Source organism: Agrobacterium sp. MCAB5 (genome assembly GCF_052114365.1).
GTDB lineage: Bacteria > Pseudomonadota > Alphaproteobacteria > Rhizobiales > Rhizobiaceae > Agrobacterium > Agrobacterium tumefaciens.
The window spans coordinates 1-26,607 of sequence record NZ_JBFREP010000014.1 but is presented as its reverse complement, the minus strand read 5'-3'; the positions used below and the strand labels follow the sequence as shown (position 1 = coordinate 26,607).

The following is a 26,607-nucleotide window of genomic DNA, read 5'->3' as shown; positions in this document are numbered from 1 at the left end:
CCGCGTCACACCGTCTCGATCTTTTCCCGACGAAAGCCCAACCCCACCAGCCTGCCAGTCAGATGGGCAAAAAGTGGAAACCGCATGATCGCCCGCACGATGGCGGGTGGGCCTTTCGGCTTTTCCGCCGTTTCCGCCTGCTCTTTCTTGCGACCGACACGCATCATCCGCTGCAAGAATTGCGTGGCCTTGGTTGGAAAGGATCGCCGTTTCTCTATGGCGGCAAGGTCGTCATCGGCAATGGTCCGGCCGGATGTGAATACCGGCACCAGAACATTGGCCGCAGCAACCGCATCCTGAATGGCAAGATTGATGCCGACACCGCCGACGGGCGACATGGCATGGGCCGCATCGCCGATGCAGATCAGGCCGGACTTCCACCAGCGCTTCAACCGATCGATACGGACGGTGAGCAGATGCACGTCATCCCAGCTCGTAACTTCGTCGAGCCTCTCGCGCGGGAAAGGGCAGATTTCCGCAACCCGGTTCCTGAAGGCTTCAAGTCCCTCAATCTTCATGTCAGCGAAAAAGCCCTTGCGCACCACGTACCCGCATTGCCAGTAGTCACCGCGGTTGATCATCACGAAACCCTGCCGCGAACCCGCATGGCCCATTGTGTCGGCCGGATCACCCGGCTGTCTCGAAAGGCGCATCCAAAGCACCTCGGTCGGGATGCCGAAGCGCTGTACTTCAAGCCCCGCCGCCTCGCGGACGATGGAGTTGCGGCCATCCGCGCCTACCACCAGATCAGCGGCGATCTCGATTGCGCCTTCCGGCGTATTGACCATGAGGCCACCAACACGCCCGTCGCGTTCGATCAGGCCGGTTACCGGCGCATTCATCAGCAGCCGGAAATTCTCATATTGCCCGGCCTTGCCGACGATGAAATTGAGAAAATCCCATTGCGGCATGAAGGCAATGAAACGATGATGGACCGGCAGCCGCGAAAAATCYGCGATCGTGATACGCTCGCCGCCGATGACTGCGTTCAGCCGTGGCGCACGCGTATGCGGGAGGCTCAGGAACTCCTCGGCAAAACCCAGCTGCTCCATCAGTTCAAGCGTGGAKGGGTGAATGGTGTCGCCGCGAAAATCGCGCAGAAAATCTCCATGTTTCTCGACAACCGTTACGTCTATACCGCTGCGGGCAAGCAAAAGGCCRAGCATCAGGCCGGCYGGCCCGCCACCGGCCACGACAACGGACGTGCGGATGTGCTGAACGGCCCTGCCGTCATTCTCCGGCACGACTTTCGCTTCTTCCATCACCGCCCCCTGTCCGTTAAACGTCTCTACCGTGCATCCGCCGCCAGCAGATTTGCATTTTTCGGCTGTGGCCAACCATGTGCATCGAAACGGAAAAGCATTTCGGACCGGGCAAAGATAAAGGCGAAGGCCATGGCCGTCCACATGCCAAGCAACAGCCCGGCGGCCACATCGCTTGGATAATGCGCGCCGACGATGACGCGTGAAACACCAATGACAAGCGCAAGCAGCAGGAACGCCCAGCGGAAGCGCGGCATCAGCATGGCGAAAACACCGAAAAACGCTCCGGCAGCCGTCGAATGGCCTGACGGGAAGCTCTCATAAAGATTGTCACCGGTAAAAGGCGTGAGGCTATAGGCACCCATTTCCAGAAAAAGCTCCGGCCGCGCCCTCCCGATCAGGAATTTCAGTGTGTGGACCAATATGCTCGCCGTTCCGATCGTCAGAAAGAAGTAAGCGAGAAGCCGCCATGCCGTTCTCAGCCGGCCGGCATAGGTCCGCGCCTGCAGGACCCGCGCGCCGACATAGGCGAGGATGGCAAGAGCGCCGGTGGAATAAAGCATCCAGCTGAACGTACCGAAATCGGTAATGGAGCGATTGAAGGAAACTATCCTTCCCGGCAGGGCTTGAGCATGTTCCGAAAGGCGTGGGTCGAAAGGAATAAAGACCAGAACCAGCACAAGGCTTGCCGCAAAAATCCAACCGCTGGAAACCAGAAAACGTCGCATCAATATTCTCTCATCCTTTTTCTTGCATATGGCTTTGCCATACGCAAAAACAATAGCCCGGCTGTGTCCTTGTTATGACCGGTTTTCACGAGTAGAGGCTAGTGCATGTCGCCAGAAACTATGCATCGGTTTCGGGCAACCGGAAACGACCGACGGACGGAAGATGACAGATACCAGTGAAATGCCACGCAGGCTGACGATATTGGGTTCGACGGGTTCGATCGGTACGAACACACTGGATGTCGTCCGTCAGCTGGGTGGTCGCAGACAATTCGAGGTTTTGGCGCTCACCGGCGCCGGAAACATCGATCTTCTGGCGCAACAGGCGCGTGAATTCGGCGCGCAGCTTGCGGTAACCGCCGAGGATGGCAAATACGAAGCGCTGAAAGCGGCCCTTGCCGGCACCGGCATTGAAGTTGCGGCGGGCAAATCCGGCCTCGAAGAAGCGGCCTCTATGGAGGCCGGCTGGGTAATGGCAGCGATTGCCGGAACACCTGGTCTTGCCCCGACATTGACAGCCGCACGGCGCGGCGCAGACATAGCGCTTGCCAACAAGGAATGCCTCGTTTCCGCAGGCGACGTTTTCCTGCGCACGGTCAAACAGGGCGGCGGCAGGTTGATCCCGGTCGATAGCGAACATAGCGCGATCTTCCAGTGCCTGACGGGCGATCACAAACAGGCCGTGGAGCGCATCGTACTCACCGCATCCGGCGGACCCTTTCGCACCTGGTCGCGTGAGCAGATGGCCAATGTCACGGCAGATATCGCCCGCGCACATCCCAACTGGTCGATGGGGTTGAAGGTATCGATCGGCAGCGCCTCGATGTTCAATAAGGGGCTGGAAATGATCGAGGCGAAATATCTCTTCGATCTCAGGCCCGAGCAGGTCGAAGTGATCGTCCATCCGCAGTCGATCATACATTCGATGGTGGGTTACACGGATGGCTCCTATATCGCCCAGCTCGGCTCGCCCGATATGCGCACCGCCATCTCCTATGCCCTCACCTATCCTGAGCGCGGCAATCTCAATGTCGAGCGCCTGGATTTTGCCAAGCTGGCGCGGCTCGATTTCGAAGCGCCTGATGAAACCCGGTTTCCAGCACTCCGACTGGCGCGCACGGCGCTGGAGCGCGGAGGCTTGCAGGGCGCGGCCCTGAATGCCGCCGAAGAAACCGCCTTTCACGCCTTCGTCGAAGGCGGCATCGGTTTTCTCGATATGGCCGAAATCGTCGAAACGGTCATGGACCGCATGCATGACGGCCGATCAGCCAACAGCATCGAAGACGTATTTTCGGCGGACGGGGAAGCCCGCAATCACGCGCGGGAACTGATCGCCAGCAAAGAAAAGGCCGCGTAAACGCGGCCAGATTTTCTCTTGTTTGAACTGCGGCCTTAAGCCACGGCACGCGCCAGCGCACAATGCGACCAGAGCTGGTGCAACGCGCCGACCAACTGTTCGATGTCGGCATCGGTGTGCAGCGGTGTCGGCGTGATACGCAGACGCTCGGTCTTGCGCGGCACGGTTGGATAATTGATCGGCTGCACATAGACGCCGTGATTGTCGAGCAGGATATCCGAAATCCATTTGCACTTGGCGGCATCGCCCACCATGACCGGTACGATATGGCTGGGATTGTCCATATGCGGAATGCCGCGTGCATCCAGAAGCCCCCGCAGCTTGCGCACCCGGTCCTGATGACGGGCGCGCTCAAAGGGGCTTGCCTTCAAATGCTGGATCGAKGCGATTGCRCCGGCAGCGAGCGACGGCGGCAGGGCCGTCGTGAAGATGAAACCGGARGCAAAAGAACGGATAAAATCACAGACCGCSGTGGACCCGGCAATATAACCGCCCATCACGCCGAAAGCCTTGCCGAGCGTTCCCTCGATGATCGTCAGGCGATCCATCAGGCCTTCGCGCTCGGCAATACCGCCGCCGCGCGGTCCGTACATGCCAACGGCATGGACTTCGTCGAGATAGGTCATGGCGCCATAACGATCGGCAAGATCGCAGATTTCCTTGATCGGGGCGATATCGCCATCCATTGAATAGACGGATTCAAAGGCGATGAGCTTCGGCGCGCTTGGATCGGCTGCCTTGAGCTTTGCCTCGAGATCTTCGAGATCATTGTGTTTCCAGATCACCCGCTCGCAACGGCCGTAACGGATGCCTTCGATCATCGAGGCATGGTTGAGCGCATCGGAGAAAATGACGAGGCCTGGAATTTTCTGGCCAAGTGTGCCGAGTGTCGCCCAGTTGGAAACGTAACCCGACGTGAAGATCAGCGCGGATTCCTTGCCGTGCAGATCGGCAAGTTCCTGTTCCAGCAGGACGTGATGATGGTTGGTCCCAGAAATGTTCCGGGTGCCTCCCGCACCCGCGCCACAGTGATCGATGGCGGCTTTCATGGCTTCGATGACTTTGGGGTTCTGGCCCATGCCCAGATAATCGTTGGAACACCAGACGGTTACGTCTTTGCGCTCGCCATTGGCGTTGTACCGTGTCGCGCGGGGAAAATTGCCCTGCTGGCGTTCGATATCCGCAAAAACGCGATAGCGTCCCTCAGAATGCAGGCTCTGCAGTTCCGTCGTAAAAAATGCCTCGAAGTCCATGCCATGCTCCAGAATTGACCAGATCGTTTTCTGCCTCGACACCGGGACCGTCAACCCTTGCGAGCTGCTTTAACCACGTCTGCGTCAATTCGCCGTTGTTTTGAACCATTCCAATAAACCGTTTATAGACGCCGATGAAAAGTACAAAATTGATTCACATCAAAAAACCCGGAAATTTGGAACCTTTTTCAAACGGCGCCGTTGTTTGGGACGCAATCGATTTACGCGCGGAAGAACGCCTGAAAGAGGAGGCTTCCCTAAACGGTATCGAATTGTTAGTTATCTGTGGCGGTCGGAGGTAGCAGTCGCCGCAGATAAATATGGGACGCCTACCGAGCCGAAGAGCTCATTGTAACGTTGGAGAGAGTTTCATGAAAAAGGCAATCATATTTGCGCTGGTCGGCCTGTCGCTTGCAAGCTGCACGCAGACTGAAAAGGGTGCTTCGATCGGTGCCGTTTCCGGTGCGGTCCTGGGCGGCGCTATCACGGGCAACGTTCGTGGTGCGGCAGTGGGCGCGGCGATCGGTGGCGTTGGCGGCGCGTTGATCGGCAATGCATCCGAACCGGGCTATTGCTATTATCGCGACCAGTACGGTCAGCGTTACACGGCGCGTTGCCGTTAATAGCTGCACGAAATACCGTTGCACAGAAGCCCCGGTCATCCGGGGCTTTTTGCGTTAAGGCGGGCAAAACACAGTCCGAAGGGTCCTCAACGCCGTTTATTTATGATTAAACTGCACTGTTAACGGACAGGAAACGGGTCAGAGCCATAATAAATGCTCAACCATAAAGCAGCTTATGCGAAGAACACGGACTAACCCGAAGACAGGTATTGCGTATCGGAAAGCTGGCACCGCTCTTGCGGTTGCCGTTACGTTCGCCCTGTACCCGGCGTTTACTCGCGATGCCTTTGCTTTCAAGCTGTTCGGCGTGCGTCTCTGGGGTTCGGAAGAACCGGAGATCGAAGTTATAAATCCGGTCAAATATGCCGTGACGCTGAATGCTGCCGATGCAGACAAATCTCTCAAAGGCAGCCTGGAAAACAGCTCGCTTCTTCTGGCCGACAAGGACAAACCGGCCTCCGGCGATCTCGGCCTTCTGATCAAGGCACGTGATGACAGGGACAGGCTGATCGCAGCGCTTTACGAAAACGCCCGATATGGCGGCATCGTCAAGGTCACGGTCGCCGGCAAGGATGTGGACGATCTGCCRCCCAATCCGGTGTTCGATCACTCCGCTCCGGTGCCCGTGGTCATAACCGTCACCCCCGGCCCGGTCTTCACGCTCGGCAATATCAGGCTCGAGGGTGATGTGACGGGCCGCAACCTTGAAGAATACGGTCTCGTCACCGGCGGCGATGCCGGATCTCTGGCAATTATCCGCGCCGGCAACAAGCTGATCGATGATCTGAAAGCCGAAGGCCGCCCGCTTGCGAAGCTGACGAAACGCGAGGCCGTTGCAAACCACGCGACGAACACGGTCGATATTACCATGGCTGCCGAAGGTGGCCCCGTGGCACCGCTCGGCGCGGTCACCGTCACCGGCGAAAAAACCGTCGACGGCGACTTCATCCGCCGTTATTCGCGCCTCAATGGCGGCGAACCCTACTCACCGGAAAAACTGCGAAAGGCCGCAGACCGGCTACGCCAGCTCGGCGTCTTTTCCAGCCTGACAATCAAGGAAGCAGKAACRCTGTCACGCGATGGCTCCATTCCGCTCACCATCGAGGTGTCAGAGGGCAAGCATCGTTATTTCGGCGTCGGCGCACAATATTCCACCACGGAAGGCATTGGCCTCCAGGGGTATTGGGGCCACAGGAACCTGTTCGGGCAGGCGGAATCGCTGCGGATCGAGGGTTCGGTTTCACGCATCGCCGAAGCATCGAGCGTTGAAGGCATGGACTATTCGGCGGGCATCACCTTCACAAAGCCCGGCATGTTCAACCCGCGCACCACATTCAAGACCAGCCTGATCGCCAAGACCGAACATCCCGATACCTATGAGGCCAAGACCATAACKGGAGCCGCCGGTTTCAGTTATGAGCTGAACGACACCGATACCGCAGCAGCCGGTCTCGAGGTGCAGTGGGCAGATACCGAAGACGCATTCGGCAAGAACAAATATCTGACCACCTCCATACCGCTGGAATTCGTTCGCGATACGCGCGACGACAAGCTCAACCCCACTGAAGGCTTTCGTGCATCGGTGGCCGCCAAGCCCAGCTATGAAGCGCTGAACGGCACTTTCTTTTCCTCCTTTGAAGGCTCTATTTCGGGTTATAAGGGACTCGGCGCCGAAGATCGCTTGATCATGGCCGGAAAGCTTTCCGGCGGCGTGCTCGTCGGCGGCAGCAATCTGCAGGACATACCGACCACAAGGCGCTTTTATGCCGGCGGCGGCGGATCCGTCCGCGGCTATAGCTACCAGGAAATATCGCCCTATAATGCAGCCGGTGATGCAACTGGCGGCCGCTCTTACGTGGTTGGCTCCATCGAAGCCCGTATCAAGGTCACCGATACGATCGGAATCGTGCCCTTTATCGATGCGGGTGTGGTATCCGACAGCGTAACCCCCGATTTCTCCGATATCCGGGCTGGCGCCGGTATTGGTTTGCGTTACGCAACGCCCTTTGGGCCTTTGCGTCTTGATGTCGCCATGCCGCTTGAAAAATATGATGGTGGCAACAATTTCGGCATTTATGCTGGCATCGGCCAGTCTTTTTAAACGCCGCCATCGAACACCCTAGCAACAGAGTGTAGATTACGCTTGATGACAACGTTGATTCGATTGCTGAAATGGCTGGGCTACGCTGCTCTTTGCGGCGTGGTGCTGGTGTTGCTTGCGGTTCTGTTCGTCGGTCTTACCCCGATGGGTGCAAGAATTGCCGCAAAGCAGATTTCATCGCTCGTTTCCACGCCCGACCAGACAATCGAAATCTCTCCACCCAGCGGTCTTTTGACCGGTCGCCTGCGGCTCGACAATGTCACCCTTTCGGATCGGCAGGGACCTTACGCCCGCGTGAACCAGATCGCCGTTGACTGGTCGCCGCTCTCGCTTCTTGCCGGAACCTTCCACGCCGACCGGGTGTCGGCCGGATCGATTGATGTCGATCGCAAACCGCTTCCCGCTGAGCAAACATCGACCAAAAGCTCCGGCAGTTCGTCCCTGCCGATTGAAATCGACATCGACAGTTTCGATTTCCCCGATATTAGCCTCGGACAATCCCTTCTTGGCCGCGACTTCGAGCTGACCGCCGAGGGCAATCTCAAGGCCGCGCAGGACGATATCAGGCTATCGCTCACCGCCCACCGGCAGAGCACGCCGGACGCTGCCATCAATGCGGACATCGCGTTTCTGCCGAATGAAAATGTCTTGAAGTTGAAAGCGGAGATGAAGGAGCCCGAGGGCGGGCTTCTGGCCACGCTGCTCTCGCTTCCGGGCACACCCGCCGTGGCGATCGATGTGAACGGTGAAGGTCCGCTTTCTGACTGGACCGGCACTCTGCGCGGCAACGTCGCCGGCAACCCCGTGCTCAACGTCACCGGCCACCATCTACTTGGAGACGACGRCACGCGGCGTATCGAGGTCGCAGGCGGCGGCCAGCCCGATCTGCTTCTGCCCCCCGCTTTCCGGCAGCTTTTTGCCGGCGAGACGAAACTTGATGCAAACGCCACGCTCTCACCACAGGGCCGCATCGAAATCGGCAGCAGCACGCTGGAAACCGGCACATTGCTGCTGACTGCCTCGGGCACCGTGGATCCGAACGGCCAGAACGATCTTAGTGCCAACCTCATCGGCACCGCCGGGYCAGTGGATTTCCGCTGGCCGCTGAACAATGGCGAGATCCAGGCCCTCATCAATGGCATTGATCTTTCCCTGAAAGGCAACGCTGATGCCGCTCATCTCAACACCACGGCATCGTTGCGCAGCCTTTCCCTCCCACAGGGTAGGCTTGATGATGTCAAGCTGGCGGCCAGGAGCGGCAATCTCAACATTGCCGATCGCAGCGGCACCATCGACACCATTCTCTCCGTGGCACAATCGTCCTTCGTCAGCCCGGATATCGACCGGCTGGTGCGTGCGCCGGTCACCATCAAGGCGCCGGTCAGCCTYACCTCCTCGACGCTCGGCTTTGACGGCGCGACGCTGGAGAGCGCCAGCGTCGGCGGAACGCTGAACGGCAGTTTCGACCTCGCGAACAATCGCCTGACATCCAGCGTGCAGCTCTTCGCGTTGCCCGCCACCCTGCCGCCAGCGCTGGCGGAAAAATTCGATACCACCATAGCTTTGCAGGGCGATATCGACCTGATCATTGGCGGGCGCACAAGCGTTCAGAACCTCGTGGTCAAATCCGGAACAATTGAAGCGACAGGTGATGTCAGTCTCGAAGACGACGCGTTGAGCGCCAATCTGACGGGCAAGTTTCCCGCTCTCGAAAAACTGACGCCACAGGCAAAGGGCGTTGCCGATTTTGCAATTGAAGCCAGCGGCGCGCTTGCCGCGCCCGACTTCAATGTCACCTTAAGCTCCGAAAGTGCCACTCTTGCCGGACGGAAGCTTGAAGCCCTGAAGGTCAATGCCGCAGGCAAGGCCGATCCGGCCGCACCGCAGGCAAAACTGACCGCCAGCGGCAGCCTCGACCGGCAGAAGATCGACGCCAACGCCAATGTGGTGCAGACAGAAAACGGCACGGCAATACCCGAGCTTCATGTGGCAGTGGGTCGCAACATCTTGAACGGGAAGCTGCAATTCTCGCAACAATTCCTGCCATCTGGCAATCTTTCGTTCAATTTCCCGGACTTGGCCCTGCTGGCGGCACTTGCCGCGCAACAGGCAGATGGCGATATTGCCGGCGACATCGTACTCAGTAACGATAACGGCCGGATTGCCGCGACGATAAAGGCGAATGGCGGCAGCATCCGCCAGGGCACAACGGTTATTTCGAAGCTCACTGCCGATATCTCCATTGACGACCTTCAGGCGCTCGCCATCAACGGCAAGGTCAGCGCCGACAGCGTCAATGCTGGCACTGCGGCGATTTCGGCGCTGAATGCAACCATTGGCCATTCCGGCACGACCACCAACTTCGATGTCAACGGACGCTACGACAATGCGCCGCTCGTGGTAAAGGGCAGTGCCAATACCGCAGGATCGCCGATGACCGTGCGGCTCGATGCCTTCTCGGCCGCCCCCAAGGGCATTGCCGTACGGCTTGAAAAGCCGAGTACAATTGCGATCGAAAACGGCACGGCCCGCATCTCCGGTCTGACTATCATCACCGGCGACGGGCGCGTCGAGGTAAACGGCAAGGCGGGTTCGACACTCGACATCAACGCCAATATCCGCTCGCTTCCCGCGAACCTCGCAAATGCCTTCGCCACCGGGCTGGATGCGGCGGGGAGTATATCCGGGACAGTCAGCGCCAAGGGCACGGCTTCAGACCCAGCGGTCGATTATAATCTGAACTGGACGAATGCCGAGGTTGCCCAGACGCGTGCGGCAGGGCTTGCAGCGCTCGGCATCAAGGCAAACGGCCGTTTCGCCGGCGGCACCYTGCAGATCGATACGAATGTRACCGGTCAGGGCGGCATGTCGCTTTCGGGCGGCGGCTCCCTCGGCATYGCCGGTAACCGTCCGCTTTCCATGGCCTTTTCCGGGAGGTTGCCCTTCTCCGCCGTTGCCGCACAAACCGCAGCACAGGGCCTCGATGTGGACGGCACCGCCGCCATCGATGTGAAGATTTCCGGCAGCGCTTCCGCGCCTGTCGTTACCGGCAGCATCACCACCGATGGTACGCGCCTGACCGATGTGCGCCGTAACCTCACGGTCAACGGGCTGGCTGCAACGGTCACCTTCGATCGTGATCGCGCCATCATCTCCCGGCTGACGGGAAAGCTTGCTGGCGGCGGAACGATCTCGGGAACGGGTAGCGTCGGTATAACGGGCGGTTCGGGCTTTCCAGCCGACATCACGATCACGTTGGACCGCGCCGGTTACAATGATGGCACGCTGGTGACGACCATCGTAAGCGGCACGCTGACGCTGAAGGGTCCGCTTCTGAATTCGCCCGTGCTTGGCGGCAAGCTGACGCTGGACAGAAGCGCCATCACCATCCCGGAGAAACTTCCGGCCTCGCTGACGGAAATCGACGTCAAGCACAAGAACGCCCCGCCGCAGGTGCGGGCGCAGGTAAAGGCACTCGGCAACGATCAGGGTGGTAGTGGCAGTTCATCCACTATCAATCTTGATCTGCAGGTAAACGCACCAAGCGGCATCTTCGTGCGCGGACGCGGCATCGACGCAGAATTGACCGGCAATCTGACCATTCGCGGTACGGCAGCTGTTCCCGTCATCTCCGGCGGTTTTGAAATGCGCCGTGGACGGCTCGAAATTCTCACCCGCCGTCTCGATTTCAATACGGGCAAGATAACCTTCGGCGGCGGCCTCGTGCCGGTTCTGGATATGGAGGCGCAGTCCACCGCTGGTTCCGCCACCATCACCGTTGCGGTTTCCGGCAATGCCAACGACCCGACATTCGCCTTCTCCTCAACCCCGGCTCTGCCGCAGGATGAGGTTATGGCACAGCTGATCTTCGGCCAATCCATGTCCAAGCTCTCGGCCTTGCAGATCGCGCGGCTGGCGGATGCGGCAGCCCAGCTTGCCGGCGGGCGCTCCACATCGTTGTTCGACAAGCTSCGAAGCAATCTCGGYGTCGACGATCTCGACATCTCGACGGATTCGGAAGGCCAGGCCCGCGTTTCCGCCGGCAAATATCTCAACGAGCGAACCTATCTCGAACTGCAGCAAAGCGGCGATTCCGGCGCAAAGGCCATCATCAACCTCGATGTCGGGCGCGGCGTGAAGCTGCGCGGTGAAGCGGGCGGTAATGGCGAAGGTGCAGCCGGTATATTTTACGAGAAAGAATATTGAAGTCTTCGCATTTAGGTTTGCGAAACCATCTCATGCTACGAATCTTCCATTGAAGGCGGAAAATATTGTTTCCGGCTGTTCAGGCACCAGGCAGAACGCCAAATTCGCATATGCAAGTGTCGGTGCACTTGCGCTGGCCTCCACAGCGAGCATTGGGAAGAATTCTGATGGCAATGATAAACTCTACCAACTTTGGCGGCGAGACGCTCGAAATCATCGCATTCCGCCTGCATGATCAGGAATTCTGCGTGAAGACGACGACTATCCGCGAAATTCGCGGCTGGGCGCCTTCAACGCCCATTCCCCACGCGCCGAAAGACGTCATCGGCGTCATGAACCTGCGCGGTTCGGTTATTCCGATCATCGATCTCGCACACAAACTCGGAATGAAAAGCACCGTCGCAAATGAAAGAAGCGCCATCGTGGTGGCCGAAGTGCACAACATGGTCATCGGCATGCTCGTCGATCGCGTTTCGGACATTCTGACGATCCCGGCAAATCAGGTCCAGCCGGTTCCGGAAATCTCGGCCTCTTTCGACAAGTCCTACTCCGAAGGCATCATTGCCAACGAACATGGCATGATCTGCTTCCTGAACCTTGCAAAGATGTTCAAGGGAACCGAAGCGGAAGATCTCGCCGCCTGATCGTTGCAATTCCTTTGCATGACGGCCGGTTCGCGTTCTTAGGCAACCTAAGAACAAAGGCTCAAATACGAGACTATTGACCATTGAACCAAACCGCCGGAGCACCTGCCCGGCGGTTTTTGTTTTCATGACCGTCTCTTTTATTAAATAAGAACATTTTAATATTATAGATATCTAATATTAAAAGCCGACGAACAGTACCGCGCCTACATCACATCACGCGGGGTCCGATACCTGACCGAGGCTGACAAGTCGCAAGTGCCTGCATTGCTGCCTTTGGCGGCAGAACCTGTTCGTTGTTCAACATGATACGGCGCCGACCACACCTCCTGTGCGGCAGCGCGCGCCGAGGCCGCTATTTGGGGGACGTTAATGCTGGGGTTAGGGAAAAGCGCAGACAATCGAAATATGCTCGATGCGATATCCAGATCGCAGGCAGTCATAGAATTCGACCTTAAAGGCAATATTCTTACAGCAAACAGCAATTTCTGTGTGACGCTGGGCTATGATCTCGCGGAGATCGTCGGCAAGCATCATCGTATTTTCTGCGACCGGGAATTTGTCGCATCGCACGCATACCAGGAATTCTGGGAATCTCTTGCGCACGGCGAATTTCAGGGCAAGGAATATCGCCGCATACGCAAGGATGGATCGACCATATGGATCGAGGCCTCCTACAACCCCGTCTTCAGGTCAGGCAAACCCTATAAGGTTGTCAAGATAGCGACCGACATCACAGCCAAGAAGATCAAGGCTGTAGAAGATGCTGGCAAACTCGAAGCGCTTTCACGCTCCCAGGCCACCATCGAATTTTTGCCGGATGGYACGATCATTACCGCCAATCCGAATTTTTGCGCCACTGTCAACTACGACCTCAAGGAAATCGAAGGCCGGCACCACCGTATGTTCTGCGATCCGGCCTATGCAGCATCGCCAGCCTATGCCAATTTCTGGCCGCGGCTGGCATCCGGAGAATTCATCTCRGACGAATTTGTTCGTTATGGAAAGAACGGCAAGGAGATATGGATCCAGGCCGCTTACAACCCGGTATTGGATGAGACAGGCAAAGTGGTGAAGGTTGTGAAATTCGCAACCGACGTGACGCCGCGTATGAGCGCCATCACCCTTCTCGCCGATGCCTTGCAGGCACTGGCCGAGGGTGACCTGGTGCAGCGTCTCGATAGCAGCTTCGTGCCCAGCATGGAGAAATTGCGCCAGGACTTCAACGACGTGGTCGGCAAACTTCAGTCCACCATGCAGACGATCGCTCACAATGCCTCGACAATCGCATCCGGCTCGGGTGAAATCCGCATAGCCGCCGATCAACTCTCGCAGCGAACCGAACAGCAGGCGGCCTCGCTGGAAGAAACCGCAGCGGCGCTGGAGCAAATCACCACCACCGTGACCGATGCCAGCCAGCGCGCCGGCGAGGCCGGGAAACTGGTGTTGCGCACGAGAGAACATGCCGAACATTCCGGTGAAGTCGTTCAGCAGGCAATTTCCGCCATGGACGCGATTTCGCGCTCCTCCGGTGAAATCACCAACATCATCGGCGTCATTGACGACATCGCATTCCAGACCAATCTACTGGCGCTGAATGCGGGCGTGGAAGCTGCCCGTGCCGGTGAAGCGGGCAAGGGTTTCGCGGTGGTCGCTCAAGAGGTACGGGAACTCGCGCAACGATCCGCAGTTGCTGCCAAGGAAATCAAGTCCCTCATCAACACCTCCCGCGAACAGGTCGCCAATGGCGTCGATCTGGTTGGCAGAACCGGCGGTGCGCTGCGGGATATTCAATCGCAAATGGGCGAAATCGATGCCAACGTCTCGGCCATCGTCGAGGCCTCGCGCGAACAGGCCAACGGTCTGAGAGAAATCAACCAGGCCGTCAACGTTATGGATCAGGCGACCCAGAAAAACGCCGCCATGGTGGAAGAAACCACTGCCGCCAGCCACGGCCTCGCCAATGAAGCGGACAACCTGCACGAATTGCTSCGGCAGTTCARAATATCGCGCGAAGGACAGATATCATCCGCTCAGCCGATCAATAAAAGACCCGCTGCAATAACGAGGCTGACAACACCACAGCCGCGATACACAACGGCAAGGTCTCACGGAAATGCTGCGCCCGAATGGGCGGAGTTTTAGTATGCTTCGAAGCTCGGATGCCAATGCCGGCAGGCAACTGGCATTATAAAATGACGCGGTCCGCACGGGTGAAGATTTCGAAGTCTTCACCCCGCACCAGCGCAACAAGCGTGATGCCYGCACTCTCGGCGGTTTCGATGGCAAGCGCGGTAGGAGCCGAAATTGCTGCCATAACCGGACTACCAAGGATCGCTGTCTTCTGAACCATCTCCACCGACAGGCGACTGGTGACGGCAACAATGCCTGTCTTGGCGGAAATACCGGCATTCACGACAGCACCGGCCAACTTGTCGAGCGCATTGTGGCGACCGACATCTTCGCGCACCGCAAGCAAACCATCTTGAGGACTATAAAAACCCGCACCGTGAACGGCCCTCGTTTCGCGGTTGAGGCTTTGTGCGTCGCTCAGTGCTTTCACCGCAGCAACGATGTCATCACCGTGGATCGACATTCTCACGCCGCTGAGATCGGGGACCACGCGAACCGCCTGTTCTATGGATTCGATCCCGCACAGACCACAACCAACCGGACCTGCCATATGCCGCCGTCTCGCCCGCAGGGCATCAGCCTCGGCATCCATCAGATCCACCTGGACATCATAACCCTGCCCGGCTTCAATGACCTCTATCGCCCGGATTTCGCTGCGTGCCGAAATGATGCCCTCTGTCAGGCTGAAGCCGACGGCGAAATCGACAAGATCAGCGGGACTAGCCATCATCACGGCATGGGTGCTGCCGCCGTAAGAAAAGGCAACCGGCACCTCCTCCGGCACGGCGCGCTCMCCCGTGCTAAGGGCGCCCTGTCGCAGCGCGGATCTTGCGACCCTTCGATAACTGGCTTCTATCGACACGGCGATCATCCCTCCATGACAAGAAACACGCCTTCTCGCCTACTCCCGACCGGCAGCAGCACGTTACTTTTCACCATCATGTCTAGCCTATCGCCCTGAAAATCGGAATCGATTTCCGCAAACGTAATGAGCGGACCGAGGCGCTTTTACTGGAACGAGAACTCAGATTTTTCTGCCTGCTTAAGAAAACAGGCAGTGGCCGAAAACAAAAAAGCGACCGAAACGGCCGCTTTTTTGTTTTGGATATTGTGTGGACAGTCATTCTTTCGAACCCGCCCGGTGCTTTCAAGCGGCGACGAGAACCTCATGCAGGTTCGTCAGTTCGTAGAGATGCTTTTCAAGCTTGGTCAGATGYTCGTGGTGATGATTGCCTTCCTGAATTTCGGCCTTGGCCAAATCGATGCGCTTCTGCAGCGTGTCAGGGGACATATCGTCAGCCGAAACAGCGGATTCGGCGAGAAGCGTGCAACCTGTCGGAAGAATATCGGCAAAACCACCAAAAACGACGTATTTATGGGTTTCGCCAGAGGCGAATTTCACCGTCACCAGGCCCGGCTTGATCGTCGTCATGGTGGGCGCGTGATTGGCCAGAACCGTCATCTCACCCAGCGTAGCCGGAATGACGACTTCCGTAACCGTTTCGGAAACGAGCAGACGTTCCGGGGAAACGAGATCGAATTTGAAACTGTCAGCCATGGCTATTCACTTCTTTTCAATTACGCGGGCGTCACGGACTTGTTTATTAAAACGCCGGCAAAGCCGTTCCGGTTTCACCGTCATCGTGTGCAAGGCGCGTGGTCGAACCACGCGCCCGCCAATTCATAATCAGGCAGCTTCAGCAGTCAGCTTCTTTGCCTTTTCGATGGCTTCTTCCATCGAACCGACCATGTAGAAAGCTGCTTCCGGCAGGCTGTCGTATTCGCCGTTGACCARGCCCTTGAAGCCCTTGATCGTGTCTTCGAGTGCGACGAGCTTGCCCGGAGAACCGGTGAAGACTTCGGCAACGAAGAACGGCTGCGACAGGAAGCGCTCGATCTTGCGGGCGCGGGCAACCGTCAGCTTGTCTTCTTCCGACAGTTCGTCCATGCCRAGGATKGCGATGATGTCCTGAAGGGACTTGTAGCGCTGCAGGGTCGACTGAACCTTACGGGCAACCTCGTAGTGTTCTTCACCGACGATCATCGGGTCGAGCATGCGCGAGGTGGAGTCGAGCGGGTCAACAGCCGGGTAAATACCCTTTTCTGCGATCGAACGCGACAGAACCGTCGTTGCGTCAAGGTGCGCGAACGAAGTGGCCGGCGCAGGGTCGGTCAAGTCGTCGGCGGGAACGTAAATCGCCTGAACCGAGGTGATCGAACCCTTGTTCGTGGTGGTGATGCGTTCCTGCATCTGGCCCATGTCGGTTGCGAGCGTTGGCTGATAGCCCACAGCCGAAGGAATACGGCCGAGAAGAGCCGAAACTTCCGAACCAGCCTGCGTGAAGCGGAAGATGTTGTCCACGAAGAACAGAACGTCCTGGCCTTCGTCGCGGAAGTTTTCAGCGATCGTCAGACCGGTCAGAGCGACGCGAGCGCGGGCGCCCGGCGGTTCRTTCATCTGGCCGTAAACGAGAGCWGCCTTGGAACCTTCGCCGCCGCCAAGCTTGTTGACGTTCGACTCGATCATTTCGTGATAGAGGTCGTTACCTTCGCGGGTACGCTCACCCACGCCGGCGAATACCGAGTAACCACCGTGCGCCTTGGCGACGTTGTTGATCAGTTCCATGATGAGAACCGTCTTGCCAACGCCAGCGCCGCCGAACAGGCCGATCTTGCCGCCCTTGGCGTAAGGAGCCAGAAGGTCAACGACCTTGATGCCGGTAACGAGGATCTGGCCTTCCGTCGACTGCTCGACGTAAGACGGTGCGTCCTGGTGGATGGCGCGCTTCTTGGCCGTTACGATCGGACCTGCTTCGTCAACCGGCTCACCGATGACGTTCATGATGCGGCCGAGCGTTTCCAGACCGACAGGAACCTCGATCGGGGCGCCCGTATCAGCGACGACCTGACCGCGGACGAGACCTTCGGTCGAGTCCATGGCGATCGTGCGTACGACGTTTTCGCCGAGATGCTGAGCGACTTCCAGAACCAGGCGGTTGCCGTTGTTATCGGTTTCGAGCGCGTTGAGGATCGGAGGCAGTTCGCCTTCGAACGCCACGTCGACAACAGCGCCGATAACCTGGGTAACCTTGCCCGCGCCGTTCACCGCTGCGGTTTTCTTGGGGGTAGCTGCCTTAGCCATTATCCTTACCCTCTTTCCTTACCTCAGAGCGCTTCCGCGCCCGAAATGATTTCAATGAGTTCCTTGGTGATCTGAGCCTGACGCTGACGGTTGTAGGAAAGCGTCAGCTTGTTGATCATATCACCGGCATTGCGCGTTGCGTTGTCCATCGCGCTCATCTTGGCGCCCATTTCACCGGCAACGTTTTCGAGCAGAGCCCGGAAAACCTGAACCGAAATGTTGCGCGGAATAAGGTCTTCCAGAATAGAAGCCGCATCAGGCTCATATTCGTAGACGGCGCTCTGCGTTGCCTCAACCTCTTCCACAACAGGGACTGCGGCAGGAATAAGCTGCAGACCGGTCGGGATCTGGCTGATGACGGACTTGAATTCCGAGTAGATCAGCGTGCAGACGTCAAATTCACCCGCATTAAACAGGGAGATCACCTTCTTGGCGATCTGGTCGGCGTTTTCGAAACCGACCTTCTTCACTTCGCGCAGTTCGATGCGCTCGATGATATTAGCTGCGAATTCGCGACGAAGGCTGTCGTAACCCTTCTTGCCGACCGTGATGATCTTGACCGTTTTGCCTTCGGAAATCAGCTTGCGGGCTTGATCGCGGGCAAAACGGGAAATCTGCGAGTTGAAACCGCCGCAAAGACCACGTTCAGCCGTGCAGACAACGAGCAGATGCACGTTGTCCTTGCCGGTGCCGGTCATCAGCGCCGGAGCGACGTCCGCCTCGACCGCCTTGGCGATGTTGGCAAGAACGGCGCCCATGCGCTGCGAATAAGGCCGGGCGGCCTCCGCAGCTTCCTGGGCGCGCCGAAGCTTCGCCGCGGCGACCATTTTCATCGCCTTGGTAATCTTCTGCGTCGCCTTTACGGAGGCAATGCGGTTTTTCAGATCCTTTAGTGAAGGCATCCGTTATCCGTCCGAGTAAAAGAGCCCTAATTACGAGAAAGACTTCGCGAAGCTATCAAGAGCGCCCTTGAGCTTGCTCTTGGTATCGTCGCTGATTGCCTTTTCCGTGCGGATGGTGTCGAGGATCGCCTTGCCTTCCGAGCGGAGGTAGGAGAGCAGACCCTGCTCGAACTTGCCGACCTGCGCGACCGGGATCTTGTCGAGATAACCGTTGACACCTGCGAAGATCACCGCGACCTGCTCTTCCGTCTTGAGCGGAGAGAACTGCGGCTGCTTCAGAAGCTCGGTCAGGCGGGCACCGCGGTTAAGCAGGCGCTGCGTGGAAGCGTCAAGGTCCGAGCCGAACTGGGCGAAGGCGGCCATTTCGCGATACTGGGCAAGTTCACCCTTGATCGAACCGGCGACCTGCTTCATCGCCTTGATCTGGGCGGCAGAGCCAACGCGCGAAACCGACAGGCCGACGTTAACGGCCGGACGGATACCCTGGTAGAACAGGTCGGTTTCRAGGAAGATCTGGCCGTCGGTGATCGAGATCACGTTGGTCGGAATGAAGGCMGAAACGTCGTTGCCCTGGGTTTCGATGACAGGCAGAGCCGTCAGAGAGCCAGCACCCATTTCGTCGGAGAGTTTTGCAGCGCGCTCCAGAAGACGGGAGTGAAGATAGAAGACGTCGCCCGGATAAGCTTCGCGGCCCGGAGGACGGCGCAGCAGAAGCGACATCTGACGGTAAGCAACGGCCTGCTTGGAAAGGTCGTCATAACCGATGAGGGCGTGCTTGCCGTTATCACGGAAGTATTCGCCCATGGCGCAACCGGCAAACGGTGCCAGGTACTGCATCGGAGCCGGGTCGGAAGCCGTGGCAGCAATGATGATCGAATACTGCAGGGCGCCGCGCTCTTCCAGAACCTTTACGAACTGGGCAACGGTCGAACGCTTCTGGCCGATAGCAACGTAGACGCAATAAAGCTTGTCGCCTTCCGGACCATTGTCGTGAATGGCCTTCTGGTTCAGGATCGCGTCGAGAATGATCGCGGTCTTGCCGGTCTGGCGGTCGCCGATGACGAGCTCGCGCTGGCCGCGGCCAACCGGGATGAGGGCGTCGATAGCCTTGAGGCCGGTCGACATCGGCTCATGAACCGACTTACGCGGAATGATGCCGGGAGCCTTGACGTCAACGCGCGAACGCTTGGCGGCGTTGATCGGGCCTTTGCCGTCGATCGGGTTGCCGAGGGCGTCAACGACGCGGCCGAGCAGTTCCGGACCAACCGGAACGTCAACGATAGCGCCAGTCCGCTTTACGGTGTCGCCTTCCTTGATGGCACGGTCGGAACCGAAGATAACCACACCGACGTTGTCGGCTTCGAGGTTGAGCGCCATGCCGCGAACGCCGCCAGGAAACTCGACCATTTCGCCGGCCTGAACATTGTCGAGACCGTAGACGCGGGCGATACCGTCACCGACGGAAAGCACCTGACCGACTTCCGAGACTTCCGCCTCGTTGCCGAAATTTTTGATTTGATCTTTCAGAATTGCGGAAATTTCCGCGGCGCGGATATCCATCAGCCAACCTCTTTCAGTGCAAGCTTAAGGGTGGAAAGTTTGGTGCGAAGAGACGTATCGATCTGGCGAGAACCAACCTTGACGATCAGGCCACCGAGGATCGAAGGATCAACGGTAACGGAAACCGTCACATCCTTGCCGGTAACGCTCTTCAGCGCCGCCTTCAGTTCAGTTTCTTGCGCTTCGTCGAGCGCATGTGCCGAGGTGACCTCGGCGGTAATTTCGCCGCGATGGGCAGCAGCAATGGAGCGATAGGCGCGGATCATGCCGGGAACGGCAAACAGACGGCGGTTATTCGCAACGACCTTGAGGAAATTGACAGCAAGACCGGCAAGACCGGCCTTCTCGCAGATTGCGGTGATTGCCTTGAACTGATCCTCGGCGGAAAACACCGGGCTCGCAACCAGACGCTTCAAATCGTCACTTCCATCGAGAAGTGCGCCGAACCTGTCCAGATCGGCTCCAACTGCCTCGACCGCACCCGCTTCCAAAGCAAGCTCGAAAAGCGACGATGCATACCTTTCGGCTACACCGGATGTTCCATGGGAGGTATCTGCCACGGGCACTTTTTCCCTGCTAATCGTCCAAGAACATCAGCGAGGGGGATCCTCCGCATCAAATTCTTGAAATCGTTTCAATTTCCCCGAAAAAGACCGGAATTCCCCCCTGCCTTTTCCCAATTTCGCGGTCCGTCTAGCATAGGACGCCGGGACTCGCAACACGCGTAATAGCGGAAAGCGCCGTTTGGGCAAGGGGGAATGCGTTTAAATTTTCCGATTCCGCCCAGGATGCGCCGCAGGTGCGGCACAAAAGCCAAAAAGCCCGTCTCAGACCAGTCCGAACACGTAGCTCAACGACAGTGCAGACAACAGAAGGTGTACAACCAGAAGTATGAAATTCCGCACTGTTGCGCCTCCATCCGAAAGAATGGAGAGAATGCCRCCGAACACGCTKAGACCGAAAGCCGCACCGAAGGCGAGATAGACCATGGGCTGCGCCAGAAGCAGCGCGGAAGCACCGAGGCCGAGATAAAAACCGGCAAGCGACGAGCGCACAAGCGCGTAACCATCCCGGCGCTCGCCGATCGCCTGCAGACCGAAGGCACGCAGAGTAGCGCCTGGTGCAAACATGAAAAACAGGCCGATCACGACCGACACCACCGCAGCGCCGAAGGCCAGCTGCTCGCCGAATTCGGCGGGAAAATAAAACTCCATCTCGTTCCCCAAATCATTTTTGCCTGCTGCGTTATGACACGGTCATGACAGCGGGAAAACGTCCCCATTGATAAAGTTCAAAGGAAACTTTGCGGATCGATATCGAGTTGCACATGCACGCTGCCCCGTTCCTTCGGGCCATTGGCCAGAAGCGTTCGAAGGAAGGATTGCATGTCGGAATTGCGCCGCCCATGCACCAGCAGGCGAAAACGGTGCCGGCCACGGATAAGCGCCAGCGGCGCTTCCGCCGGGCCGAGCAGCATGATGCCCGTAACCTGCGGTGCTGCTGCCCTTAAACCCCGCGCATGGGTTTCGGCCTCCGCACGCGTATCGGCGGAAACGATGATTGAGGCAAGCCGTCCGAAAGGCGGAAGAACGGCTTTTTCCCGCTCCACGATCTCCCTTTCGTAAAAGGCAGATGCATCGCCGGAMACGATTGCCTGCATGACAGGGTGTTGCGGCTGGTAGGTTTGCAACAGGCCGTGGCTTTTCAGCCCGGTTCGCCCGGCGCGACCGGTCACCTGCGAGAGCAGCTGAAACGTTCGCTCCGCTGCGCGCGGATCGCCATTGGCAAGCCCGAGATCGGCGTCGACAATACCGACAAGCGTCATAAGGGGGAAGTTGTGCCCCTTGGCAACCAGCTGCGTGCCGATGACGATGTCCGCCTCTCCCTTGACGATCGCCTCCAACTCCAGACGCAGCCGCTTGACGCCCATCAGGTCAGAGGACAGCACGATGGTGCGGGCTTCGGGAAAATGTTTCTCCACCTCCTCGGCGATCCGCTCTACCCCCGGCCCGCAGGCCACCAGATGATCGAAGGTGCCGCATTCCGGGCAATGGTCCGGCGTCGGCTCGTTGTGACCGCACTGGTGGCATTGCAGTTGATTGCGGAACCGGTGCTCCACCAGCCAGCTCGAACATTGCGGGCACTGGAAACGGTGACCGCAGACCCGGCAGAGCGTCAGCGGCGCGTAACCGCGACGATTGAGAAAGAGCAGGGACTGCTCGCCCTTTTCGATGGTTTTGCCGATGCCGCGCAGGAGAACCGGCGAAAGAAACCCTCCCCTTTCCGGCGGATGGCGACGCATATCGATCAGATGCAGATCGGGCATCGCCGCATCGCCGAAGCGCGTATGCAGATGGATGGTRTTATAGCGGCCAGAACTGCCGTTGACCTGGCTTTCCACTGACGGCGTGGCGGAGACCAGTACCACCGGGAAATCCCCGATCCGGGCTCTGACGACCGCCATGTCGCGGGCATTGTAAAAGACGCGGTCTTCCTGCTTGTAGGCCGGGTCATGCTCCTCATCGACGATGATGAGGCCGAGATTGTCGAAGGGAAGGAACAGCGCCGAGCGCGCGCCGGCCACCACCTTCACCTCACCTGTCACCGCCTGTCGCCAGACCTTTTCGCGCATGCGCGGCGACAGGTCAGAATGCCATTCCGCCGGCTTGGCGCCGAAGCGGTCGTGAAAGCGATCTAGGAAGGCCGCCGTCAGCGCGATTTCCGGCAACAGGATGAGGACCTGCTTGCCTTGTCGCAGCGTTTCCGCCACCGCCTCGAAATAGACCTCGGTTTTGCCGGAGCCGGTTACACCATCAATCAGTGAAACATGGAAACCACCCTTGCGCACATCCTCGAGAATTTCCGATGCCGCCTGTTTCTGCGGGCCTTCCAGTCGCGGCTCGGCATAGTCAGGATCAGGCTCGGCCACAACGGGCGGCGCGGGCAGAAAAACCGTCTCGAATACGCCCTGCTTGACCAGACCATCGACAACGCTGGTAGAAACGCCGGCGGCATGGGCAAGGCCACTCTTCGTCCAGCCATGGCCCTCGGCCGCCAGYTCCATCACTCTCTCGCGGGCGGGAGTAAGCCGCTCCGGCCTGCCTTCGGTCAGCCGCAGCCCCTCGATCATRGGCTCGGGATCGAAGGCGGCGGGSGCGCGTAGGGCCATGCGCGCCACAAGGCCGGGCGGAGAAAGCGTGTAGGCGGCAACCCAGTCGATGAAGCGCCGCATTTCCGCTTTCAGCGGCGGGCACTCGAAACTCTTGCTGATGGGCCGCAGCTTTTTCGGATCGACGCTCTTCTCTCCTGCATCGTCCCACACCACGCCGAAGACCTGCCGTGGTCCAAGCGGCACCTGAACGATGGAGCCGGTCTCCACCACCATATCGTCAGGCACGGCATAACTGTAGGGTCCCGGCGCCGGCATCGGCACGAGAACGGGCACCGTGCGCGTGAGCGACGGCGGGTCGAACAGAGCCCCAAACAGATCGGACGAATCTTTTGCCATGATGTGGCGAACATGCCCCGGCGGAATGAAAAAGGAAACCGCCCGGATGTAATGGCTGACCCCGGTAAAGTCCACGCCAGATGCGAAGCYCAGGCGCRAGCCTTAACCAAATACTGACCATAAGGGCATAGCGTTGGRAGAGGAATGGAGCGCCCCGTGACCGAAATTCTGACTTTTGCCACACCCGATCTCTTGAACGAGCGCCAATCCTGGCTTGCCGCGATTGCCGGTGAACGCCGCCTTGCGGACAATACCGTCGACGCCTACGAGCGCGACACTCGCCAGTTTTTGACATTTCTCACCGGTTACATCGGCAAGCCAGCTTCAATCGCCGATATCGCCGATCTGCGCCCGGTCGATCTTCGCGCCTTTCTGGCCAGTCGTCGCAGGGAAGGCGCCGGCGCACGCTCGCTGGGGCGGCATCTGGCGGGCCTGCGTTCCTTTCTCCACTATCTGCAAAAGAAAGGTCTGGTGAATGCGGCCGGGGCCACCGCCATGCGCTCGCCGAAACAGCCGAAATCTCTGCCGAAACCGCTGACGGACCGGCAGGCGCTGAAAATAACCACCACCGAGGCACAATTGAATGAAGAGCCGTGGATTGCCGCCCGTAACGCTGCGGTTCTCTCGCTTCTTTATGGCTGCGGTCTTCGCATCTCCGAGGCGCTCGGGCTGGCTCCGGCCGATTTCACGCGCGACGCCCGCAGCCTTCGCATCACCGGCAAAGGCAACAAGACCCGGGTGGTGCCTTTGCTGGCGGTGGTAACGGAAGCGGTTGAGGCCTACAAAAAGCTCTGCCCCTATCATCTAGCTGCCGACCAGCCGCTATTCCTCGGCGCGCGCGGCGGCAAGCTGCAACCTGCCATCATCCAGCGCGAGATGCAGAAGTTGCGTGGCGCTTTCGGCCTGCCGGAAAACGCCACACCGCATGCGCTGCGCCACTCATTCGCCACCCATCTGCTGGCCGGCGGCGGCGACCTGCGCACCATTCAGGAACTGCTCGGCCATGCCAGCCTCTCCACCACGCAGATCTATACCGGCGTCGATMCCGCAAGATTGCTGGAAATCTACGATAATGCCCACCCGCGCGCATGAAGCAGGAAATGCTTAACCATAGTCATTAATCAGACGTCCAAGCCGCCGTTCTATAAGTGGACTAGAACCGGATRGTACCTATGCAAAGCCTGATAAAGCCACAAAATCTCACCGCCACCCTGATGGGCAAGACCGGCGACACCCTGCTCTGGTTGCTCGCCGCGCTGCACGTCACTGCTGTCGCAATCCTCTTCGCGACGTTGCTATCGTTGGGTGAGGCGCAAGCCGCCGAACAGGAGATAAGCTGCACGGGCAGCGATATTCTCGTGGAGATGCGCAAGAGCGACCCGCAGGACTTCGCGAAGATCGAACAGGAAGCGGCAGCTATCCCGAACGGCAAGGGCAACTTCTGGCGCATCGAAAAAGCTGGAACGGCACCGTCCTTTCTTCTCGGCACCATGCATGTCACCGATCCACGTGTTCTTGGCATGCCAGCGGCCGCAACACCCGCGTTTGAAAAAGCCGCGACGGTCATCGTGGAATCGGACGAAATCGTCGATGACAAGAAAATTGCGGCATCGCTGCTGACAAGACCCGACCTCACCATGTTTCTGGACGGCAAGTCGATCACCGACATCCTGTCACCCGAAAATGTCGCACGCCTTGAAAAGGGTCTTAAGGAGCGCGGCATTCCGCTGAGTGCCGTTTCGCGCATGAAGCCATGGATGCTGTCGAGTTTCGTCGCCCTTCCCGCCTGCGAATTTGCCCGCAAGGCCACTGGCCTGTCTTTCCTTGATAAGAAGCTCGCTGAAGATGCRGTCGCGGACGGAAAGCATCTTGTCGGGCTGGAGACCATGGTGGAGCAGCTTGCGGCCATGTCTGAGCTGCCAATGGAATTTCATCTGCAGGCGCTGATCGAAACGCTCGAATTGGGCGACCGCATGGACGACATTATGACGACCATGACCGATCTTTATGTCAGCGGTGATATCGGCATGACCATGCCCATGCTGAAGAGCATCGATCCCAAGAAAGCGTCTGAAAATGACCAGGGCTACGCCGCCTTCGAGCAACGCATCATCACCGATCGCAACCACGTCATGGCGGAGCGATCGGCTCCTGAGCTTGCCAAAGGCAATGTCTTCATGGCCGTCGGCGCTTTGCACCTGCCGGGCSAAGAAGGCGTAATTGAACTCCTGCGTGCGCAGGGCTTTACCCTCACACGGGTCGACTGATCCACTCGTCTCCGGTCTTGACGGGGCGGACATTGGCGCAAAACGGCCGCATCGTCGCCGGCACGATGCGACGATGAAACGGCCCGACGACGAAAAGATAGAGACGCCCAAACAGGTTCTTGCGCCGGACGATAGTCGTGACCTTCACGATCTGCCGACCAAGCTCCTGTTCCACATCGACGACGATACGGAAATCGAGATGGTTGTCGTCAAAGCCGAGCACGGTCCGGTCCGCAGTAGACGACAGCACTGGAAATCCGCCCGCCGAAGTACCCGCCGCCAGCTCGACCGTTCTGAGACCAAAAAGCGATACGAGACGGTTTCGAAGCGCCATAAGGCCGCTGATCCATGCCGGAGGATGATCGAGGAGTAGTCTGCTCACGTCGAGTGAACTCGATGCGGCCGTCACCATCTCTCCTTCAAAGCAATCCCGCCAGTCCGCGCCCGGCAATATGTCTTCGCTATCCCGCATCCCATAACCTCGTTGCCGCCTTGTGTGGCGAGGCTCATCATCACTATTTCCAATCATCCGGGAACGTGACAAACCGCCGCTAATGGCAATTCGAGCGGGTCTAGCTTCAGAAAATACGAAGAGACAGAGAGATAGAGCGTCTTCGCTTTTGGAAAAGCGGGAGTGCGTTAGCCGTGCGTCATACGCTTCAGAACATTGGTGCGCCAGTAGAACTGGTGGACCAGAACTGCGGCGACGTGGCCAGCGATCAACACCCACATCAGCCCCTTGAGCGGCCCGGAATGCAATTCTCCTGCTACCCGCGCGCCGAAATAATAGGCCGCAATGCCCGACAATGGCAGGGCAAAAAACAGCGCGTAAAAGGTGAAATGCGCGACCTTCGCGGCGATTTGAGAAGCGCGCGGTTCATTGGCAGGATGCGGCGGCACCCCCTGGAAAAACCGCAGACA

21 protein-coding genes are annotated in these 26,607 nt (G+C 58.5%); 8 read left to right on the top strand and 13 right to left on the bottom strand.

The features are described 5' to 3' along the window. Window positions 1–5 precede the first annotated feature (5 nt). Entirely contained in the window at window positions 6–1,262 is a 1,257-nt protein-coding gene (locus tag AB4Z23_RS24035) for an FAD-dependent oxidoreductase (RefSeq protein WP_421477017.1), read from the bottom strand. A gap of 26 nt (window positions 1,263–1,288) precedes the next feature. Next, a complete protein-coding gene (locus AB4Z23_RS24030) occupies window positions 1,289–1,990 on the bottom strand; it encodes a phosphatase PAP2 family protein (RefSeq protein ID WP_421477015.1) in 702 nt (233 codons plus the stop codon). A gap of 163 nt (window positions 1,991–2,153) precedes the next feature. On the opposite strand from AB4Z23_RS24030, the gene dxr reads away from it, so the two are divergent. After that, a complete protein-coding gene (gene dxr / locus AB4Z23_RS24025) occupies window positions 2,154–3,347 on the top strand; it encodes a 1-deoxy-D-xylulose-5-phosphate reductoisomerase (protein ID WP_421477013.1) in 1,194 nt (397 codons plus the stop codon). A gap of 35 nt (window positions 3,348–3,382) precedes the next feature. Here the strand turns inward: dxr and hemA are convergent, their stop codons facing one another. After that, window positions 3,383–4,600 (bottom strand): 5-aminolevulinate synthase, encoded by a 1,218-nt coding sequence (gene hemA, locus AB4Z23_RS24020; RefSeq protein WP_019566067.1) that lies wholly within the window; start codon window positions 4,598–4,600, stop codon window positions 3,383–3,385. A 371-nt stretch (window positions 4,601–4,971) separates the two neighbouring features. On the opposite strand from hemA, the gene AB4Z23_RS24015 reads away from it, so the two are divergent. From AB4Z23_RS24015 to AB4Z23_RS23995, 5 genes are all read left to right on the top strand, one after another. Next, window positions 4,972–5,223, top strand: coding sequence for a YMGG-like glycine zipper-containing protein (locus AB4Z23_RS24015; protein WP_003492347.1), 252 nt, complete (start codon window positions 4,972–4,974; stop codon window positions 5,221–5,223). Between the two features lie 175 nt (window positions 5,224–5,398). Beyond that, the gene (locus AB4Z23_RS24010) at window positions 5,399–7,324 is read left to right on the top strand and encodes an autotransporter assembly complex protein TamA (protein WP_441360863.1); all 1,926 of its coding nucleotides are present in this window, start codon (window positions 5,399–5,401) and stop codon (window positions 7,322–7,324) included. 45 nt (window positions 7,325–7,369) lie between these two features. Beyond that, window positions 7,370–11,530, top strand: a complete 4,161-nt coding sequence (locus AB4Z23_RS24005) for a translocation/assembly module TamB domain-containing protein (protein WP_441360862.1) — start codon at window positions 7,370–7,372, stop codon at window positions 11,528–11,530. 167 nt (window positions 11,531–11,697) lie between these two features. Beyond that, complete coding sequence (locus AB4Z23_RS24000; RefSeq protein WP_003504949.1) at window positions 11,698–12,174, top strand: chemotaxis protein CheW; 477 nt, start codon at window positions 11,698–11,700, stop codon at window positions 12,172–12,174. A gap of 408 nt (window positions 12,175–12,582) precedes the next feature. Further along, window positions 12,583–14,319, top strand: coding sequence for a methyl-accepting chemotaxis protein (locus AB4Z23_RS23995; RefSeq protein WP_441360861.1), 1,737 nt, complete (start codon window positions 12,583–12,585; stop codon window positions 14,317–14,319). A 43-nt stretch (window positions 14,320–14,362) separates the two neighbouring features. On the opposite strand, the gene fdhD is transcribed toward AB4Z23_RS23995, so the two are convergent. The 8 genes from fdhD to AB4Z23_RS23955 form a co-directional block, all read right to left on the bottom strand. Beyond that, window positions 14,363–15,178: a formate dehydrogenase accessory sulfurtransferase FdhD gene (gene fdhD / locus AB4Z23_RS23990; protein ID WP_081308598.1), complete on the bottom strand. Its 816-nt coding sequence runs from the start codon at window positions 15,176–15,178 to the stop codon at window positions 14,363–14,365. 276 nt (window positions 15,179–15,454) lie between these two features. Further along, complete coding sequence (locus tag AB4Z23_RS23985) at window positions 15,455–15,865, bottom strand: F0F1 ATP synthase subunit epsilon (protein WP_003516751.1); 411 nt, start codon at window positions 15,863–15,865, stop codon at window positions 15,455–15,457. A 129-nt stretch (window positions 15,866–15,994) separates the two neighbouring features. Then, window positions 15,995–17,449, bottom strand: coding sequence for a F0F1 ATP synthase subunit beta (gene atpD, locus AB4Z23_RS23980; RefSeq protein ID WP_003516750.1), 1,455 nt, complete (start codon window positions 17,447–17,449; stop codon window positions 15,995–15,997). A 23-nt stretch (window positions 17,450–17,472) separates the two neighbouring features. After that, the gene (locus AB4Z23_RS23975) at window positions 17,473–18,351 is read right to left on the bottom strand and encodes a F0F1 ATP synthase subunit gamma (protein WP_003516748.1); all 879 of its coding nucleotides are present in this window, start codon (window positions 18,349–18,351) and stop codon (window positions 17,473–17,475) included. 30 nt (window positions 18,352–18,381) lie between these two features. Continuing rightward, on the bottom strand, window positions 18,382–19,911 hold the full coding sequence (atpA, locus tag AB4Z23_RS23970) for a F0F1 ATP synthase subunit alpha (protein ID WP_003516747.1): 1,530 nt from the start codon (window positions 19,909–19,911) through the stop codon (window positions 18,382–18,384). Next, the gene (locus AB4Z23_RS23965) at window positions 19,911–20,477 is read right to left on the bottom strand and encodes a F0F1 ATP synthase subunit delta (RefSeq protein WP_173739219.1); all 567 of its coding nucleotides are present in this window, start codon (window positions 20,475–20,477) and stop codon (window positions 19,911–19,913) included. Before AB4Z23_RS23965 ends, atpA begins: the two co-directional genes overlap by 1 nt. A 261-nt stretch (window positions 20,478–20,738) precedes the next feature. Further along, window positions 20,739–21,125, bottom strand: coding sequence for an AGROH133_08824 family phage infection protein (locus tag AB4Z23_RS23960; protein ID WP_003516743.1), 387 nt, complete (start codon window positions 21,123–21,125; stop codon window positions 20,739–20,741). A 77-nt stretch (window positions 21,126–21,202) separates the two neighbouring features. Next, window positions 21,203–23,419: a primosomal protein N' gene (locus tag AB4Z23_RS23955; RefSeq protein ID WP_421477009.1), complete on the bottom strand. Its 2,217-nt coding sequence runs from the start codon at window positions 23,417–23,419 to the stop codon at window positions 21,203–21,205. Window positions 23,420–23,563: 144 nt separating this feature from the next. Here AB4Z23_RS23955 and AB4Z23_RS23950 point away from each other — a divergent pair, with 144 nt between their 5' ends. Both AB4Z23_RS23950 and AB4Z23_RS23945 read left to right on the top strand, forming a co-directional pair. Continuing rightward, window positions 23,564–24,511 (top strand): tyrosine recombinase XerC, encoded by a 948-nt coding sequence (locus AB4Z23_RS23950; RefSeq protein WP_441360860.1) that lies wholly within the window; start codon window positions 23,564–23,566, stop codon window positions 24,509–24,511. A gap of 80 nt (window positions 24,512–24,591) precedes the next feature. Further along, window positions 24,592–25,686: a TraB/GumN family protein gene (locus AB4Z23_RS23945; RefSeq protein WP_441360859.1), complete on the top strand. Its 1,095-nt coding sequence runs from the start codon at window positions 24,592–24,594 to the stop codon at window positions 25,684–25,686. Here the strand turns inward: AB4Z23_RS23945 and AB4Z23_RS23940 are convergent. Both AB4Z23_RS23940 and AB4Z23_RS23935 read right to left on the bottom strand, forming a co-directional pair. Beyond that, complete coding sequence (locus AB4Z23_RS23940; protein WP_154962814.1) at window positions 25,670–26,158, bottom strand: DUF2867 domain-containing protein; 489 nt, start codon at window positions 26,156–26,158, stop codon at window positions 25,670–25,672. The two genes, AB4Z23_RS23945 and AB4Z23_RS23940, sit on opposite strands and share 17 nt — an antisense overlap. Before the next feature lie 167 nt (window positions 26,159–26,325). Beyond that, window positions 26,326–26,607 (bottom strand): cytochrome b (locus AB4Z23_RS23935; protein WP_441360858.1); only part of this gene is annotated, 282 nt, incomplete at its 5' end.

Coding starts and splice junctions, on each gene's coding strand:
- AB4Z23_RS24030 (WP_421477015.1), bottom strand. CDS start 1,990: ATGCGACGTTTTCTGGTTTCCAGCGGTTGGATTTTTGCGGCAAGCCTT.
- dxr (WP_421477013.1), top strand. CDS start 2,154: ATGACAGATACCAGTGAAATGCCACGCAGGCTGACGATATTGGGTTCG.
- AB4Z23_RS24015 (WP_003492347.1), top strand. CDS start 4,972: ATGAAAAAGGCAATCATATTTGCGCTGGTCGGCCTGTCGCTTGCAAGC.
- AB4Z23_RS24000 (WP_003504949.1), top strand. CDS start 11,698: ATGGCAATGATAAACTCTACCAACTTTGGCGGCGAGACGCTCGAAATC.
- AB4Z23_RS23975 (WP_003516748.1), bottom strand. CDS start 18,351: ATGCCTTCACTAAAGGATCTGAAAAACCGCATTGCCTCCGTAAAGGCG.
- AB4Z23_RS23940 (WP_154962814.1), bottom strand. CDS start 26,158: ATGCGGGATAGCGAAGACATATTGCCGGGCGCGGACTGGCGGGATTGC.